Here is a 17,718-nt window from a genome sequence, read left to right on the forward strand (position 1 = left end):
TTAAGGCGTCTAACAGGACTATGAATAGATTAACAATTCTGCCAGCGGAGTCCGCTATGTTAAAAATTCTGGGCCGTAACTCGTCAATCAACGTTCGTAAAGTGCTGTGGCTCTGTTCAGAGCTGGATATTGCCTGGGAGCACGAGCCGTGGGGCGAAGACCCGCAGTCGTTGCACTCACCGCAGTTTATGGCGCTCAATCCCAACGCTATGGTGCCGGTGATCATCGAAGATGACTTCGTGATGTGGGAGTCCAACGCGATTCTGCGCTACCTCGCCAACAGCAACGGCGGTGAATGGCTCTACCCGGATAATCCGCGCGCGCGTGCGCCGGTCGATCAGTGGATGGACTGGCAGGCCACTGAGCTCAACACCTCATGGCGCTATGCTTTTATGTCGCTGGTGCGAAATTCGCCAGCCCATCAGGATCCGCGCCTGCTGGCTGCCGCCATCAAAGGCTGGAGCCACACCATGGGTATTCTTAATCAGCAGCTGGAAAAAACCGGGCGCTACGTCGCGGGGCGAAACTTTACCCTGGCCGATATTCCGGTTGGCCTGGCGGTGAACCGCTGGTTTGAAACCCCGCTCGACCATCCGGACTTTCCTGCCGTGCAAACCTATTACGAGCGCCTGACGGAACGCGAGGGTTACACCACCTGGGGCCGCAACGGTAAGCCCTGATCCTGACCCGGCGCGAGACCGGTGATTTCACAGGCCAGCGCGCCGGTGCGTTTCAGTGCCCAGGTGTAACGCTCATCAAACGGATAGCAGCAGGAGAGACGCAGCGCATGGCGATAGCGATCGCTCAGCGAATAGAGCGCGCCCGGCGTGACGCAAATCTGCTCCTGCAACAGGCGATGGAACATCTCCACCGTGTCAACCTTGCCCGGCAGCTCGACCCAAAACACAAAGCCGCCGCGCGGCAGGGTAGCGCGCGTGCCCTGCGGGAAGTGACGGGCAATGATACCGCGCGCCGCATCCAGATTGGCGGCATAGCGACGCCGCAGCGAACGCAGATGGTGATCATAACCGCCGCTGGCGAGGAATTCGGCCAGCGTTTCGCTCAGCAGTTTTGATTCGGTCATCGACGATACCGCTTTCAGCCGCGCAATCGCCGGGTGGAAGCGGCCGGCAGCCGTCCAGCCCACGCGAAAATCGGGCGCGACGGTTTTGGTAAAGCTGGTGCAGTAAATCACCCAGCCGTCGCGGTCAAAGGCTTTGACCGGCGGCGACAGCGGCCAGTCAAACTGCAATTCGTCATACAGCCCATCCTCCAGCAGCGGAACGTGGTAAGTGTTCACTAACTTCGCGAGACGCTTTTTATTTTCCAGCGGCATCACGTAGCCCAGCGGATTCTGCGCGCCCGGCATGGCGATCAGCGCCTGAATGCGCTGCTCCTGTAGCAGCATCTCCAGCGCGTCCAGCGACAGACCGTTTTGCGGATCGGTGGGGATTTCCAGCGCCTTCAGCCCGAGTGAGGCCAGCAGCGGGAACAAAAAGAAGTAGGTCGGCGATTCCAGCCCGACGCAGTCGCCCGGCTTCGTCACCGCACGCAGCGCCAGCTGCAGCGCTTCCATGCAGCCGTGGGTCAGGGTGATGTCCGCGACAGTCAGATTCAGGCCGGTGTGCAGGCTACGGCGCGCAATCTCCTCCCGTAAGCGCTCACTACCCGGCGGAAGCGCGTAGCGACCAATGATGTCGCTATCGCGGCGAATAAGGGAGGCGGTAATGCGTCCCAGTTTCGCCGCCGGAAACAGCTCACTATCCTGCGGGCAGGCCAGCGAAATATTGGTGTAGTCGGGGTGATTCTGCGCGGCGAACACCTGCTCGATCAGTTCCAGTTTTTGCGTGCTGGGATCATTAACGCTGGCGCTCATTGGCCTGAGCGGTCGCGTCACCGCGGGCAGCACGCCACGCACATAGTAGCCCGACTGCGGACGGGCTTCTATCAGGCCGCGATCTTCAAGAATATGCCAGGCACTTAACACGGTATTGATGCTGACCTGGTGCGACTGTGCCACGCGCCGGATGGCCGGCAGGCGCTTACCCGGCTTCAGCGTGCCCTGATGGATAGATTCGGCAAAACTGTCTGCCAGCTGCTGGTACAGCGTCTGGCCGGATGAGAGAGGAAGGGACACAAAAGCCTCCGCGCGCGATAGGTACAATTTAAAATTGCCTTAACTGTATCCATCACAATAGTGATTTTGTGTCTCTGTTGCCATTGTAATTTGCGCATTAGCATGGTGTTTCGTTGATTCTCAGGGAAACGCACCATGCTCGATCCATCCTTCTTTAGCTACGTTACGGTGATGTCGATTACACCGGGTCCGAACAATCTGTTACTGGCCACGTCCGGCGTCAATTTTGGCTTCCGGCGCACGCTGCCGATGCTGTTTGGCATCCTGCTCGGCTGTGCGTTACAGATGCTGCTGGCGAGCGTGGCGCTGGAGCTGCTATTGCACTGGATGGCGTCGGTGCGGTTGCCGCTGACGGTGGTGGGATGCTGCTATCTGCTGTGGCTGTCGTGGAAAATCTTCCGCGCCGGTGCGCCGCAGCTGCGCGAACGTCCGCGTCCAATGACCCTGCTGGGCGGCGTGTGTTTCCAGGCGGTGAATCCCAAAGCCTGGCTGATGGTCACCAACGTGGCACTGATGTATGCCAACAGCAACGGTGTGCTGGCGGTGCTGCTCGGCTTCGCCGCCCTCAACCTGCCGTGCATTTTAATCTGGGCAGCGCTGGGCGATCGGCTGCGCCATCACCTGCAGATTGCGTGGAAACGTCAGGCATTCAACACGCTAATGGCGCTGTCGCTGGTGGCGACCACCGGGTGGATGCTGTATGGCGCGCTGCTATTGAGCTGATGCTACGGCGTTGGATGGCGCGGTAAGCAGGGGCACCATATGGGGGGCTGTTCAGTTAACGAAGCCGTACGACGCACCCTGATGTAGCGGCGCGATTTATCGCGCAATGTGCAATGTATTGTGCCGCTAACAAACGTGCGCTTCCTGGTGAATAAATCCCTGGCTGAACCGTCAGGGATTGCGTCATCCAAAAGGCGACACCGTAATCAAAAAAAAGAGGCCGCGATTGCGGCCTCAGGCAGGTCTGTATTTACCGGTGAAGGAACAGGCGTCGCCGCTTACTTGCCTACCACATGGGCGGTTTCACGGCCTTCGTCGTTGGCAGCTTCCGGCGTGATGACCGGTGCGTAATCCAGCTGCAGCACGCGACTGGTTTCGGCCAGCACCTTCTCGGTCAGCGCCACGTCGCCGTTCAGCTTGCGGCCCCACGACGGGATTACCGCACGGATTTTGGTTTGCCACTCTGGCGAGCGCATCTGCTCCGGGAACACTTTCGCCATCAGCTCCAGCATAATCGGTGCTGCGGTGGAGGCGCCCGGTGACGCGCCCAGCAGCGCAGAGATCGAGCCGTCGGCCGAGGTGACCACTTCGGTACCGAGACGCAGCACGCCGCCCTCTTTCTCATCATTTTTGATGATTTGTACGCGCTGGCCGGCCGTGACCAGCTTCCAGTCTTCCTGTTTTGCCTGCGGCACATAAGCGCGCAGCGCTTCCATACGATCGTCATCGCTTTGCAGCACCTGATCGACCAGATATTTCACCAGATCGAAGCTTTTAAGCCCAACCTGCATCATCGGCAGCAGGTTACTGCTGTTCATCGCGCCGAACATATCCAGCAGCGAGCCCTGCTTGAGGAATTTGGTGGAGAAGGTCGCAAACGGGCCAAACAGCAGCACCTGCTTGCCATCCAGCACGCGGGTATCAACGTGCGGTACCGACATCGGTGGTGCGCCCACGCTGGCTTTGCCGTACACCTTCGCCATGTGCTGCGCCACCACGTCCGGGTTTTCCGTGACGAGGAACGAGCCGCCCACCGGGAATCCGGCGTAGCCTTTTACTTCCGGGATGCCGGTTTTTTGCAGCAGCGGCAGCGCCGCACCGCCGGCACCGATAAACAGCTGGCGCGCGGTCAGCACCCGCGACTCACCGCTGGCGAGGTTGTGCAGGTTTACCTGCCAGCGCCCATCGCTCAGGCGCTTGATATCGCGCACTTCCTGACGCAGACGCAGGCGGAAATGCGCTTTCTTCTCCAGCGCGGCAATCAGCTGACGCGTCACCTCACCGAAGTTGACGTCGGTGCCCATGTCGGTCCAGGTGGCGGCTACTTTCTGTTTGCGGTCGCGCCCGTTCATCACCAGCGGAATCCACTGAGCAATCTGGTCACGGTCTTCGGAATAGTTCATGCCGCGGAACAAGGTGCTTTTCTGCAGCGCCTGGAAGCGTTTGCGCAGGAAGTCCACGTTGGCATCACCCCAGACAAAACTCATGTGTGGCGTGCTGTGGATAAAACTGGCTGGATTGCGCAGGTTGCCTTTCTGTACGTGATACGCCCAGAACTGGCGGGAAATCTGGAAGGATTCGTTAATCGCCACCGCTTTGGCAATGTCGATGCTGCCATCCGCTCTTTCGGGCGTATAGTTCAGCTCGGCCAGCGCCGCGTGGCCGGTGCCGGCATTGTTCCAGCCGTTAGAGGATTCGACCGCGACATCATCCAGCCGCTCGACCATCTCAATCGACCAGTCTGGCTCGAGATCCTGCAGCCAGGTGCCTAAGGTAGCACTCATCACGCCTGCGCCGATCAGCAGGACATCTACGTCTTTTCGTTCCTGAAGGTGTGTGCTTTCCATGCCAGCGGCGGCTAGCGCCAGATTTACCGCAGTGTTGCTCATGAGGCGACATCTCCTCTCTGTTGCCCTGAAGCTCAACAGGTTCGCAGGCGAAACAGCCACGCTTTTTGCAAGCGCGTTGCGCTATTTCTCAAAGGTTAAGACTCAGGTTTAAGCCATAGGTGTGATAACGGTTAACTGCACGTTATGCATATGCATTCGAATATAACATTCTCGTATCGGAATTAAACGTTTGTTTATTTTTTAAATGCAGAAATGATTCAGCATAAGAATTAATCAGCCCGACGGCGCTGTCATAAGGGATTTTTATCCCCTAATCAGGCAGTTATAGTAACGTAGTTGTTGCGGCAGTGTGAGGGAAATGGAGAGGGGTGATTTCACACGGTGAGCTGGATCACAAATTAACGCATTGAAAACGATAGGTTTTAGCGAAATTGATTTTTTATGCGGATTTTATGTTGCCTGATGTTTCGCCAGATCGTGTAAAAATAATGTTACATTTGTGTGACTTTTAATTTGGGCACGGTGTCGGGCGCCCGTCAGAAGAAAAATGCATCACGCGCACCGCTCAGCGCAGCTGGAACCAGCGGCGCCAGACGAAGCGGATAATGAAAAACTCAACGGTACCCAGCAGCAAAAACCAGACGCAGAACACTATGGTGTACAGCTGATTCACATCCTGCAGATGCAGAGCCTGCTGCAGCTGTTTTGCCAGCGCCACGCCAAACGAAGGGGCGGGCAGCAGTAGCGCCGAAAGAAAGCCCAGCAGCAGAATGCCGCCTGGGATGATCAGCGTTTCAAACGGGTTTTTCATCGCATCATTCCAAATCAGTTAGCGCGGGCATTAGCGCATAAAACCGCGGCGCGGTGCAATCCCCGCCGCAGCGCGCGCTAAGAAATTTCTTCTATTCCATCCACTTAGCTGCAGAAATAGCGGCAGTTAAGAGTTATAGCCTTTGCTATACTTAAACCCATGATTTTGTTGTCTTTTTTTTAGCGGGTTAGCGTGCTAGACTGCGCGCACTTTTTCATTACTGAACCCGATATGCGGACAAAGTGCAGGCTTAATCGTCTTATTTCACCGCATTGACTGAAAACCATGACATTTATCGCAACCCTGATTCTGGCCTTTGGTATGTCGATGGACGCTTTCGCTGCAGCACTGGGCAAAGGCGCGTCGCTGTATCGTCCGGGCTTCAAAGAAGCATTACGCACAGGGCTGATTTTTGGCGTCATTGAAATGCTGACGCCGCTGGTGGGCTGGGCCATCGGGCTGGCCGCCAGCCACTACATTATGGCGTGGGATCACTGGGTGGCATTTGGTCTGCTGGGCATTCTTGGTGGCCGCATGATCATGGAAGGTTTCCGTCAGACGGCCGACGAGCCGTGTGAAGCGCCGCAGCGCCACGGCTTTATGGTACTGGCGCTGACGGCGGTAGCGACCAGCCTTGATGCGCTGGCGGTGGGGGTTGGCCTCGCGTTCCTGCAGGTTAATATTGTGCTCACCGCGCTCACCATCGGTGCGGCTACCACCATCATGGCGACCACCGGTGTGCTGGTCGGCCGCTTTATCGGTCCGGTAATGGGCAAATGGGCGGAAGTGCTGGGCGGCGTGGTACTGATCAGCATTGGCTGCACCATCCTGATTGAGCACTTAGGGCTGTTCCGTTAACGACTTGCACGATGGGGTGGGCGCGTTTTTGTGATCTGGTTCAAAAATAATTGCGTGAAAAATGCGCGGGCGTTATAATTTTCGCGTAATTCTTCAACAATTTTTGTATCAGGTGCACCATGAAACGTTTTTTCCGCTCCGTGTTTCGCTCTTATGTTGAGACCTTTAAACACGTACCGCCGGGTGCCTTAAACTAAGCGCTCCGCCAGAAACCCTCGATAATCGCGGTCAGGGATCGACCTGTGGTTATCACCCGGCGCCGTTCCCCTCTGCGCACCTCTGTCACCAAAACTCACAAACATTAATTACTTTACCCTCAGGTCATACCGCTTTTCCGTCTGGCTTTTGATAACCTGCGCGCAAATTCTCTATAACATTGAGGCCATCATGCAGCTGTGCAGTTTTTCTCTTATTGACCAGGCAAGAAAAAGTTATGGCATCGTGCAACCCGACGGCGTGATCGATCTCGGTGCGCGGCTGGGCGACAGCTGTCCGGATTTGAAAACTCTGCTGCAGCGCGGTGGCCTGAGTGACCTGCAGGTTTACCTGAGCGAGCCGGTGGACTATGCCTTCAGCGCGATTCGCTTCCTGCCGGTGGTGGAAAACCCGGGCAAAGTCTTCTGCGTTGGAATGAACTATGCCGACAAGCGCCAGGAGTTTGCCGCCACGCTCGACGCGCCGACGCTATTCGTGCGCTTTGCCGATTCGCTGGCAGCACACGAGCAGCCCCTGCTGAAACCGGCGACCACGGCTGAATTCGATTACGAAGGCGAGCTGGCGGTGATCATCGGCAAGGCGGCTTATCAGGTAAAAGCCGCCGATGCGCTACAGCATGTAGCGGGCTACAGCTGCTTTATGGATGCCACGGTGCGCGACATGCAGTTCACCTGGTTTACCGCAGGCAAAAACTGGCAGCAAACCGGCGGCTTTGGCCCGTGGATGACCACCGCCGACGACATCCCGGACCCGCAGCAGCTGGCGATCAAAACCTGGCTGAATCAGCGTGAAGTGCAGAACGATACCACGGCCAGCATGGTGCATCCGGTGGCGAAGATCATTGAATACATCTCGGCGTTTAGTCCGCTGTCACCGGGCGATGTCATCATCACCGGCTCACCAGGCGGCGTGGGGAAAAAGCGTACGCCACCGCTGTTTATGTTCCCTGGCGATGAGATCGAAGTGGAAATTGAGAAGATTGGTCGTCTGCGCCACCGCATCGTCTGACGTATTGTTGCGCGGTGGCGAACGTTGCACAGCCACCGCGCTACCGTTTAAATAAATATTCAACAATACGAAATGTCCCGAATTTATATTTAAATGGCGCAGATTTAGTTATCAGGTTAAATAATTATTGTTAAGTTAATTTTCCTGCAATGTATTGCGTAAATATTTTTGTGATCGCCAACTAATTCCCTCGCTTTGCTATAGTTAAAATTAAAAGCAGCGGCGTATTATCGTCCACTGCCGATTCCGGCATGGAAATAAGGGATGATAATGAAAACCATCAGTCGCGAGATCATTAACGATCTCATTGGCCGCGTGGGCGGTCGGGAAAATATTCTGTCACTTTCGCACTGTATTACCCGCCTGCGCTTTGTGCTGCAGGATGTCGACAAGGCCGATCCAGAGGCCATCCGCGCCACGCCCGGCGTTAAAGGATGCTTTAATTCTGCCGGACAGTTTCAGGTAATTATTGGAACCGAAGTTGACACTTATTATAAAGCGTTAGTTGAAGCACTAAATATTAGTGAGACCTCTAAGGAGCAGATTAAATCTGCGGCGCGCAGCCAGATGAAATGGCACGAGGCATTATTATCCCATTTTGCTGAGATATTTTTCCCGTTATTACCGGCGTTAATTAGCGGCGGTTTAATTCTCGGTTTCCGTAACGTGCTCGGCGATATTGTCGTGGCGGATGATAAAACCCTGGTGCAGCTCTATCCCGGTGTGAAAGGGCTGTACGATTTCCTCTGGCTGATCGGTGAAGCGATCTTCTTCTATTTGCCGGTGGGGATTTGCTGGTCGGTGGTGCGCAAGCTGGGCGGTACGCCAATCCTGGGGATTGTGCTGGGCATTACGCTGGTTTCACCGCAGCTGATGAATGCGTATCTGATTGGCAGCCAGGTGCCGGAAGTGTGGAACTTCGGCTGGTTCAGTATTGATCGGGTCGGCTATCAGGCGCAGGTGATCCCGGCGCTGCTGGCCGGACTGGCGCTGGCGAAAATCGAACTGGCGCTAAAACGTATCGTGCCCGCCTATCTGACGCTGGTGGTGGTGCCGGTGTGTGCGCTGCTGCTGTCGGTTTTCCTCGCCCACAGCCTGATTGGCCCGTTTGGCCGTCTGATCGGCGACGGCATCGCCTTCGCGGTACGTCATCTGATGACCGGCAGTTTCGCGCCGATTGGTGCCGCGCTGTTTGGCTTCCTGTATGCGCCGATGGTGATCACCGGCGTGCATCAGACCACGCTGGCGGTTGATCTGCAGATGATTCAGAGCATGGGCGGCACGCCGGTGTGGCCGCTGATTGCGCTGTCCAATATTGCACAGGGTGCTGCGGTGGTCGGCATCATTATCGCTAACAAAGATCGTGCTGAACGCGACCTCACCGTGCCGGCCGCCATTTCAGCGTGGCTCGGCGTAACGGAGCCGGCGATGTACGGCGTCAACCTCAAGTACCGCTACCCCATGCTGTGCGCCATGATTGGCTCTGCGCTGGCGGCGCTGCTGTGCGGCCTCAACGGCGTGATGGCCAACGGCATCGGCGTGGGCGGCTTGCCGGGTATTCTCTCGATTCAGCCACAGTACTGGACGGTTTACTCGCTGGCGATTCTGGTGGCGATTCTGGTTCCGCTGCTGCTGACCATCATCATCACCAAACGTAAAGCGGCAACCGCCATCATCAGCCAGGCAGAGGTGCAACATGAACAGGCACGCTGAATATCCCTGGTGGCGCCAGGCGGTGATCTACCAAATCTATCCCAAAAGTTTTCAGGACAGCGGGGCGCGCGGCACCGGCGATCTCAACGGCGTGATCCAGCGGCTGGATTATCTGCAGCAGCTGGGCGTCGATGCGCTGTGGCTGACGCCGATCTATGTGTCGCCGCAGATCGATAACGGTTACGACGTGGCGGATTACACCGCCATCGATCCCGCCTACGGCAGCATGGCCGACTTTGACCACCTGCTGGCGGAGACGCACCGGCGCGGTATGCGCATGGTGCTGGATATGGTGTTTAACCACACCTCGACCGAGCACGCCTGGTTTAAGCGTGCCGAAGCCGGTGAGCAGCCGTACGTCGATTTCTACATCTGGCGCGACGGGGTGCCCGGCACGCCGCCCAATAACTGGCAGTCTAAGTTTGGCGGCAGCGCCTGGGCGTGGAACGAACGGCGTCAGCAATACTATCTGCACCTGTACGCGCCGGAGCAGGCCGATCTCAACTGGGAAAACCCGGCGGTGCGCGAGGCGTTAAAGCGGGTGTGCCACTTCTGGGCGGATCGAGGCGTCGATGGATTGCGGCTTGATGTGATCAACCTGGTGTCGAAGCACCAGGATTTTAGCGACGATCTGCCCGGCCATGACGGGCGGAGGTTCTACACCGATGGCCCGCGCATCCATGACTACCTGCAGGAGTTCAACCGCGATGTGTTCACGCCGCGCGCGCTGATGACGGTGGGGGAAATGTCCTCGACCACGCTGGCCAACTGCCAGCGCTATGCTTCGCTGGCGCAAAACGAGCTGTCGATGACCTTTAACTTCCACCATCTCAAGGTGGATTATCCCCAGGGCGACAAATGGACGCTGGCGGCACCGGACTTCGTTCAGCTCAAGGCAATTTTTGCGGAGTGGCAGCGCGGGATGCACGACGTGGCGTGGAATGCGCTGTTCTGGTGTAACCACGATCAGCCGCGTATCGTCACGCGCTTTGGTGATGAAGGTGCGCTGCGCATCGCCTCGGCAAAATGCTTTGCGATGTTGCTGCACGGCATGCAGGGCACGCCCTATATCTATCAGGGCGAAGAGCTGGGGATGACCAACCCTCATTTTACCCGCATTGAGCAGTATCAGGACATTGAGAGCCACAACATCCACGCTGCGTGGCTGGCGCAGGGCAAGCCGGAGGCGGCAATCATGGCGATTCTGGCCAGCAAATCGCGCGACAACAGCCGCTCGCCGATGCTGTGGGACAGCAGCGCCAATGCCGGCTTCACGCGGGGTGAGCCGTGGATAGGCGTGGCGGATAACTATACGCTGATCAACGCGGCTAACGCGCTGCTCGACAGCAACTCGGTGTTCTATGGCTACCAAACGCTGATTCGGCTGCGTAAGCGTTACGCTATCTTCACCGAGGGCGATTATCAGGATCTGGCACCGCAAGCGTCACACATCTGGTGTTATCGTCGCAATTCGCCACGTGAAAGCCTGCTGGTGGTGGCGAACCTGAGTCACAGCGCGCAGCCACTGCTGCTGCCGGAAGTTGAGGGTAACTGGCAGGTGCTGATGAGTAATTACAGTGAGGCATCGCCGCCTGGGGCATTGACGCACCTGCGGCCTTTTGAAGCGGTGTATTACTACCAGTCGTAACGGAGAAAACCGGCGGCGCGTTTCAGCAATGAGCAGAGCGCGCCGCCAGCACTCACTTCAGCGTGCCACATTCCGCCACGGCGAGATAATCGGTATACAGCTGCGGCGAACCGGAAAAGGACGCCAGCTGCTTCCACTCTTCATACATCTGTTTGGTATCCCGGTGCGCGTGCGCAAAGTCAGCCGCGCTGGCGGTGGCGATATCAGGCTGCGGATAAAACACATTCAGCGCCGCTTCACTCTCAATCTCCATCATCACCACATAGCCGTCCAGCCGGTTGCCGCTGTGGCCTTTCAGCAGATGAAACTTCCAGCCGGGATAATCAACGATACGCGCGGCATTCTGCGCGATGAATTGCTCAAATTCCTGCGGCTGCACGCCCGGTCGCAGCGCCAGATAGTGGGTACCGAGAATGCGCGCGGTGCCGCTGCGGGCATCAAAACGCGGGCCGACCGGCAGCGTACTGTTAGGATTCTCTGCCAGCAGATCGAAATGGGTGAAAATCGTCGGGCGCCGCGCGAAGGTTGCCAGCTGGCGCCACTCGCTGAGCAGCGCGTCCGCGTCGGGATGCAGGTGCCAGAAGTGCTCTGCCTCGGCGGTAAGTTCACCGTCATCCTGCATAAAGCGCGCGCGCTGTGCCGCATCTTTCATTTCAAACAGCATCAGGTATTGATCGACGCGCTCGCCGCGCAGACCGCGAAACAGCGTCCAGCGCCAGCCGGGATAGCACGGCAGATGCACGCCTTTTTCGCGCACGAAGGTTTCAAACTGTTCAGCGGTGACGCCCGCTTCGGTGTCGATGGCGATATAAAAAAAGCTATAAACAGACTGGGACATAACAGGCTCCAGGCACGCCGTCGCGTGCCGTTGAGAGGTAAGGGCGGTTTAGTCGAACTGGGTATTGATGATGGCTTCTACCAGCACGCGGCCGGCGGGGGTGAGCGTGACGTAGCGGCCATCGCTGTGCACTAACTCGCGCTGCTGCAACTCACGCAGCGCACGGGCGATGGTCGGCTGGGCAAACAGGCTGACGCCAAACTTCTGCTGAAACAGCACGTCGTCGAGCGGAATCAGCGTTGACAGCGCCATCTTGCAGCCGTTGATGGCCTGCTGATCCGGCGACATACCGCGCACCGAGGCGATCGGCAGCTCACCGTTATCCAGTGCGCGCTGATAATCGGCGTAGTCGGTCAGGTTAATCAGCTCCGCGCCGGCACATTTGGAGCTGCCGCCAAGGCCAATCGCCACTTCCGGTGCCTGCTGGTCGAGATCGGTAATGATCGCTTTCCACTTTTCCGGCGGTGCGCTGCGATGGTGGAAATACATGGTGGGATGTTCAAGGTAATCGCCATCCAGCCATTGTTCGGCCAGCGCGCGCATCTGATACTGCTGACCCAGACTGGGCATCGCCGCATTCTTACGCTGCCAGGCATTTTCTCCCTCCGCCGACACGCCGGTGCGGCTCTCGGCGAACGGCTTCATGTGCAGCTTGGTGAACACCAGATGCGACAGGTCAAGCGCTCGCGCCTGCTGCAGATCGTCACGCACGTCGTCCACCGTTTGTCCCAGCAGGCCATACATCAGGTCGACGCTGACCAGGGCGAAGCCCAGCTCGCGCGCATCACGAATCACCTTGTAGCAGGCATCCGCGCTGTGCAGGCGACCACAGCCTTTGATCAGGCGGTCAGAGAATGACTGCGCGCCAAACGACAGTTTGCTGAAGCCCAGTTCGCGCAGCTGCGCGAGGAATTCGCGCGTCAGCGTGCCGGGCTCGCCTTCGAAGCGCAGCGTGGCCTCGCGGAAGTTGAAATGGTTGCGGTAAAAATCCATTAAGCGCCGCAGCTCATCCGGTGGCAGCAGCGAGGGCGTGCCGCCGAACAGGTTGAACTCACCCACCGGCACTTCACCCAGTGCCGGCAGCTGCGCCAGCCACAGTTTCGCCTCCTGAATGTTGCGATCGACGATATCGCGGAACAGCTCAGGCGCGCGCGGCGACTGCGGATTTACAATCACCGTAGGAAACTGGCAAAAGTGGCACTTGTAGCGGCAGGTAGGGATATACGCCCACAGATGAATTTGCGGCGCATGGCTCAGGCTGTGCTGCATGGCGCGGAAAAAATTCGGCAGCGGAAAATCGTCGATATCACCGGGAAACACATGGCAGCCAAAAGGATCATGCACCACGTATTCCAGCAAATCGGCGTTTTCCGGCCGGCTAAGCACCTCGCATATGGCCGGGCGAGGATAGTGACGATCGATATCCTGCAGGGATTGCAGCCAGGCAGCACGCATCAGAACACCCCGCCGTTTGCAAAGTAGTTATGCGCCTCACCGGATTCGCGATCTTCGCAGTAATACCAGACAAAGCGGGCGAAATCATTTTCCGTCACCTGGGCAAAGCAGGCCGGCAGCGGCGGTGGCTCGCCAATCTCTGCGCCGACGGCACGACGCAGCGCGGCAAACAGCTCATGGCGGAATTCAAAATAGAGGCGAAACGCCGGGGTTTTGTAGCTGTGAATCGGCAGGAAATCGGTCACGCTCATCTCCTGCATCATGCTGTGAATGCGGGCGAACAGGCGTTCAGCCACCTCTGGCGTGAAGAAATCAATCACCGCGGCATCGTCGCGCAGCAGCGACGGATTCAGCAACACCGGCAGCACCAGATTTTTTGGCACGTAATCTTTAATCGAGTACTGCCACGCCTGCTGCGCCTGCTCTGCGCTGACATCGGTGAACGGCGTCAGTGCGGTGAGCGTGGGGCGCACATCTTTCATGATGATGGTGCCGTTATGGCCGTAGGCCACGCCTTCAATCACTTCGTGCAGCAGGTTATCCACCCGGCGGCTGTTGATCTGCACGCGGGAGTTGGGCGCATACACCGGTTTGCCGCCGGCGGCGATCACCTTGATGCCAAAATCCCAGTCGTCTGACAGATGCTCAACAAACTCACCGTTTTTCAGCTGATAAAAAATCTCGATGCCGCCCACTTCGTCGTACAGCTGCTTTTCGACGCCAAAGCCTTTGCCGTCCGGAAAGCCGCCAAACAGGGAGAAGGAAGCGTGGCGGCAGCGCAGTGTTTTATCAATCTCCGCATACAGCCGCGGGCGCTCGTGAAAATCCGCGGTTTCGTAGTAGTAGTTACAGGTGCCCAGATCGCCGTTTTGCGCAATCATGGTGCCGACCAGTTCGTCGATCCACAGCGCATCAACGGTGCAGTCCGCATCGGCCGAAAGAATGTAGTGCTTGCGCTGAAAACCGCTGGCCTCGTCGCGCAGACCGGCGCGCTGTGAGGCGAAATCCATGCCTTTTTTCCGCGCCGAAGAGACGCCCTGCACCGTCTCCTGCAGCTGATGAATTGTCAGCTGCGGATGCTGCGCGGCAAAGGCTTCAATCAGCGCGACCGAATTATCGGTGGAATTATTATCCACCATGATCACTTCCAGATTATCAAAATTAAACAATCCGCCGGGTGAACGCTGCTGCAATATTGATTCCAGCACCGCGTTAATACGTGCTGCCTCGTTATAAACCGGCAGCACGACAGAAATAAAACAACGGTTATCCATAGTCACTCCTTAACTACACATTAAATATCTGCCGGAAGATGTGATCCGACAGCAGGGATTTTCCTTTCTGATAATTGCGCGTGGCGATGGCGTCGCGGCGTGCGTCATCCCGTAATAAAGCACTGACGCGCTGAATAAAATCGGCATCCGGCAGGCCATCATGGCTGGCGGAAATCGCCATCAGTTCGCCTTCAAAACCGTACTGGCCATACACCTCGTGATAATATTCATAGCGGGTGGCGATATAACAGCGCTGATGGCTGATCGCCTCGCCAATCGGATTACCGTAGCTGTCGTAATCCCATGCGGTTAAAAACGACACCACATCGCAGGCGTGATAAAGATCCTGAATGGTGGTGGCCTGTGGATTACGCTCCATAAAGTCGTGATTTAACGCGCCAAAAAAGATGACGTAACGCTCCAGCTGGAATCGGCTAATTAACTGCTTCAATGCGTGATAATGCACGCTGTCTTCCAGCGGATCGCCGGCGACCATTAAATAAACGCGCTGTGGCTGATGCTGCGCGATAAGTTCACTGTTCAGCGCATGCAACAGGTGAATATCCCGATCGAGTCGCTTAGCCGGAATAATTCGCGTGGTGCGGGCAATCACCTTGTCCTGCGCCAGCAACCCAAACTGGCGGCGTAAATCTTTGCGCGGATGGCTTGGGTCAAAAGGATAGGTATTACGCATCACCTCGATTTCGACCTGATGTTCGCACCAGGCCGCCAGCTGTGAGGCCAGTGCCTGGTTCAGCGTGACGTAGGTGATATGCGGCGAGGGCTGCTGCCTGACGGCATGTGGCCAGGGCGCGCTGCCGTAACGCGATGAGGTGGATTCGCTGTTCCACATCAGGTCATGGTCGCGCCACAACACAAACCGGCCGAGCTGTTTTGCGGCGCCGTATTGCGCAATCGCCAGATAGAGCGCGCGGGTAAAAATAATATTATCCGGCAGCGTCCCGTTCTCAATGATTAAATAATTGATATCCAGCGCCTGCCATTTTGCGCACAGCGCGTTTGCCACCGCCTGTGCCATCTTTTCCGTCTGCTGCACCAGGATTTTTTCTGCGGCGGCATCCAGCGTCTGGCTATGATTAATCAGTACGTCATGAATATATTGCAGAAAGGCCGGGTTATAACCTTCCACCTGACGAATTTCATCGTGCCGGACTAATGTAAAATGATGCTTCAGCGAATTAATTTCACTTTCGGAATAGGGGCGTCCGAAGTTTCCCTTATCAATTTTTATGTCGTAGCCGATATCAAGAAAGGAAATGATTCCCTGCTCGCGTAACCGAACGGCAATTTTAGTGGCTTCTACCGTAATACCCGATAATGCCACAGCATCAAAAGAGATAAAAAGGGCCTTGCGTTGTAAATCCATTTGGTCACCACGCTCATACCTGAACATTAATAGTGACTGAACGGTAAGTTAAATTGTCCGGTCAAACTTTGATCTAATCCACAAAAGTTTACTGTGGCTAATTAATTCATCTTCGTTAATGCATTAATGGATAATAATACATTGAGGGTGGTGATTTATAATATTCGTCTTTGAGTTTTGTCTTAAAATAATAACTATTACCGGCGTGTTTAGCGGTATATTTTCCTTATTTTGGGCTTAATAGTGCTGGATAGTAATTGCCATCATTCAGTTTAATTTATCTGATCAGACCCAGAATCAGGCGATAACGCGGCGGCTGGAATAGGTGTGGCGGGGGGATAAAGAAAGGGTGCGCATAACCTGCGCACCCGGCGAAAAGCATTAAGCAGAAACCCTGGTGTTACACCCCATCGGTGATCGGTTTTCTGACCAGCAGCAGGTAAGCCAGCGCGCCGACCACCGTGACGCCCGCACATATCATCAGCGCGAGGCTGAACGATTTGGTGGTATCCAGTACCCAGCCGGTAATTACTGGCGCAAAAGAGGCGAAAACGAAGCTGGCAAAGTTCTGGATACTGCCCACTGACGCCGTCATGCGCGCCGTGACGTTAGCGTGGATCAGGCCCCAGCATGAGGTACCGGCAAAGTGAATGCAGAACAGCGCCATACCAATCAGCGTTACCGCGCTGGTGGTGTCGGTGGCGCGCGTCACGAAGGTGGTAAAGGCCGCGGAGAGCAGCATGCCGCTGACAATCGACACTTTACGCACTTTCACCGCGTCAAAACCGCGACGCACCAGCGCATCCACCACGTAACCGTTGAGCAGCATGCCTGCCGCGCCGAACAGGAAAGGAATGGCGGCCAGCAGGCCGGTGCTTTTCAGGTCCAGATGATAGGTCGACTGCAGATAGCCCGGCAGCCAGGCGATGTACAGCCACGCGGTATAGTTGATGCCGCTGAAGCCAATCATCATGCCCCACATGGTGCGCTGCTTAAACAGTCCCCGCCACTCGGCGAAACTCAGCGGCTCTTTGCGTGATGCCACGCTGCCCGCCTGCAGATAGTGAATCTCTTCACCGCTCAGCTTGTTGTTATCCCGGTCGCGATAGGTGAGATACCAGCCAATGGCGAGAAACATGCCCAGCACGCCGATGGTGACAAACATGCCGCGCCAGCCCATCACCAGCATCATCGCCGCCAGAATTGGCGGTGCCACCGAGAGACCAATCATCGACGCCGCGTTAAACATCCCCATCGGCATACCGCGATCTTTGATGTTGAACCAGTCGTTGATTACCTTCACGCCGCACGGGTTCATCGGTGCTTCGCCAATGCCCAGCCCGATGCGCACCAGCACAAACTGCGTGAAGTTATGCACCAGCCCGGCCGCCGCCTGGAACAGTGACCAGAAGAACATGCCGATGGCCAGCATAATGCGCGGGCCTTTGCGATCGAGCAGCGCGCCGCACGGCAGCTGGGCTAAACCGTAGGCCAGCGAAAACGCCGACAGCAGCACGCCAATCTCGGTGGCCGATAAGCCCAGCTCCTCGCGGATGGTCATGTTGGCCACCGACAGCGAGCTGCGGTCAAGGTAGTTGATGATGGCGGCGAACAGCAGCAACAGCATGGCGGTGATTTGAATCTTACGGATGCGCGGAGAGCGCACCACATCGGCGCGCGCCGGCACATAATCCTGCCCGGCGTGCTCGGGTGCTGGCGCGGTGGTGCCGCCGCGCGTTGATGTATTTTCCATTGCAACCTCCCAGGTTCGGGTACTTATCGTTATCAGTCTTGGGGTTC

14 protein-coding genes are annotated in these 17,718 nt (G+C 56.8%); 6 read left to right on the top strand and 8 right to left on the bottom strand.

The features are described 5' to 3' along the window. Window positions 1–56: 56 nt before the first annotated feature. Window positions 57–680, top strand: a complete 624-nt coding sequence (locus ERD80_RS13400) for a glutathione S-transferase (protein WP_021507906.1) — start codon at window positions 57–59, stop codon at window positions 678–680. On the opposite strand, the gene ERD80_RS13405 is transcribed toward ERD80_RS13400, so the two are convergent. Next, complete coding sequence (locus ERD80_RS13405) at window positions 647–2,137, bottom strand: PLP-dependent aminotransferase family protein (protein WP_136547213.1); 1,491 nt, start codon at window positions 2,135–2,137, stop codon at window positions 647–649. The genes ERD80_RS13400 and ERD80_RS13405 overlap by 34 nt on opposite strands. A gap of 135 nt (window positions 2,138–2,272) precedes the next feature. Between ERD80_RS13405 and ERD80_RS13410 the strand changes: the two genes are divergently transcribed. Further along, the gene (locus ERD80_RS13410) at window positions 2,273–2,860 is read left to right on the top strand and encodes a LysE family translocator (protein WP_136547215.1); all 588 of its coding nucleotides are present in this window, start codon (window positions 2,273–2,275) and stop codon (window positions 2,858–2,860) included. Between the two features lie 278 nt (window positions 2,861–3,138). Here ERD80_RS13410 and ERD80_RS13415 read toward each other — a convergent pair whose 3' ends face one another. Both ERD80_RS13415 and ERD80_RS13420 read right to left on the bottom strand, forming a co-directional pair. Then, window positions 3,139–4,749 (bottom strand): malate:quinone oxidoreductase, encoded by a 1,611-nt coding sequence (locus ERD80_RS13415; RefSeq protein WP_059011341.1) that lies wholly within the window; start codon window positions 4,747–4,749, stop codon window positions 3,139–3,141. A gap of 526 nt (window positions 4,750–5,275) precedes the next feature. Next, complete coding sequence (locus tag ERD80_RS13420) at window positions 5,276–5,521, bottom strand: DUF1158 domain-containing protein (protein WP_132466520.1); 246 nt, start codon at window positions 5,519–5,521, stop codon at window positions 5,276–5,278. 285 nt (window positions 5,522–5,806) lie between these two features. On the opposite strand from ERD80_RS13420, the gene mntP reads away from it, so the two are divergent. The 4 genes from mntP (at window position 5,807) to treC (ending at window position 10,964) form a co-directional block, all read left to right on the top strand. Next, entirely contained in the window at window positions 5,807–6,379 is a 573-nt protein-coding gene (mntP, locus tag ERD80_RS13425) for a manganese efflux pump MntP (RefSeq protein WP_021507902.1), read from the top strand. Between the two features lie 387 nt (window positions 6,380–6,766). Beyond that, the gene (locus ERD80_RS13435) at window positions 6,767–7,603 is read left to right on the top strand and encodes a fumarylacetoacetate hydrolase family protein (RefSeq protein WP_104094200.1); all 837 of its coding nucleotides are present in this window, start codon (window positions 6,767–6,769) and stop codon (window positions 7,601–7,603) included. A 270-nt stretch (window positions 7,604–7,873) separates the two neighbouring features. Beyond that, entirely contained in the window at window positions 7,874–9,316 is a 1,443-nt protein-coding gene (gene treB, locus ERD80_RS13440; RefSeq protein WP_136547217.1) for a PTS trehalose transporter subunit IIBC, read from the top strand. Next, window positions 9,300–10,964, top strand: coding sequence for an alpha,alpha-phosphotrehalase (gene treC / locus ERD80_RS13445; RefSeq protein ID WP_136547219.1), 1,665 nt, complete (start codon window positions 9,300–9,302; stop codon window positions 10,962–10,964). Before treB ends, treC begins: the two co-directional genes overlap by 17 nt. Before the next feature lie 52 nt (window positions 10,965–11,016). Here the strand turns inward: treC and ERD80_RS13450 are convergent, their stop codons facing one another. From ERD80_RS13450 to ERD80_RS13470, 5 genes are all read right to left on the bottom strand, one after another. Further along, window positions 11,017–11,802 carry a hypothetical protein gene (locus ERD80_RS13450; protein ID WP_136547221.1) on the bottom strand — a complete coding sequence of 262 codons (786 nt, stop codon included), beginning with the start codon at window positions 11,800–11,802 and terminating at the stop codon, window positions 11,017–11,019. Between the two features lie 48 nt (window positions 11,803–11,850). Continuing rightward, entirely contained in the window at window positions 11,851–13,257 is a 1,407-nt protein-coding gene (locus tag ERD80_RS13455) for a radical SAM protein (RefSeq protein ID WP_021507897.1), read from the bottom strand. Next, window positions 13,257–14,531, bottom strand: a complete 1,275-nt coding sequence (locus ERD80_RS22670; protein ID WP_136547223.1) for a glycosyltransferase — start codon at window positions 14,529–14,531, stop codon at window positions 13,257–13,259. The genes ERD80_RS13455 and ERD80_RS22670 overlap by 1 nt, the downstream gene beginning before the upstream one ends. Window positions 14,532–14,544: 13 nt before the next feature. Beyond that, window positions 14,545–15,918: a glycosyltransferase family 4 protein gene (locus ERD80_RS22675; RefSeq protein ID WP_136547225.1), complete on the bottom strand. Its 1,374-nt coding sequence runs from the start codon at window positions 15,916–15,918 to the stop codon at window positions 14,545–14,547. Window positions 15,919–16,318: 400 nt separating this feature from the next. After that, on the bottom strand, window positions 16,319–17,671 hold the full coding sequence (locus ERD80_RS13470) for an MFS transporter (protein WP_021507894.1): 1,353 nt from the start codon (window positions 17,669–17,671) through the stop codon (window positions 16,319–16,321). Window positions 17,672–17,718: the final 47 nt, after the last annotated feature.

Source organism: Pantoea sp. R102 (genome assembly GCF_004916815.1).
GTDB lineage: Bacteria > Pseudomonadota > Gammaproteobacteria > Enterobacterales > Enterobacteriaceae > Pantoea > Pantoea dispersa.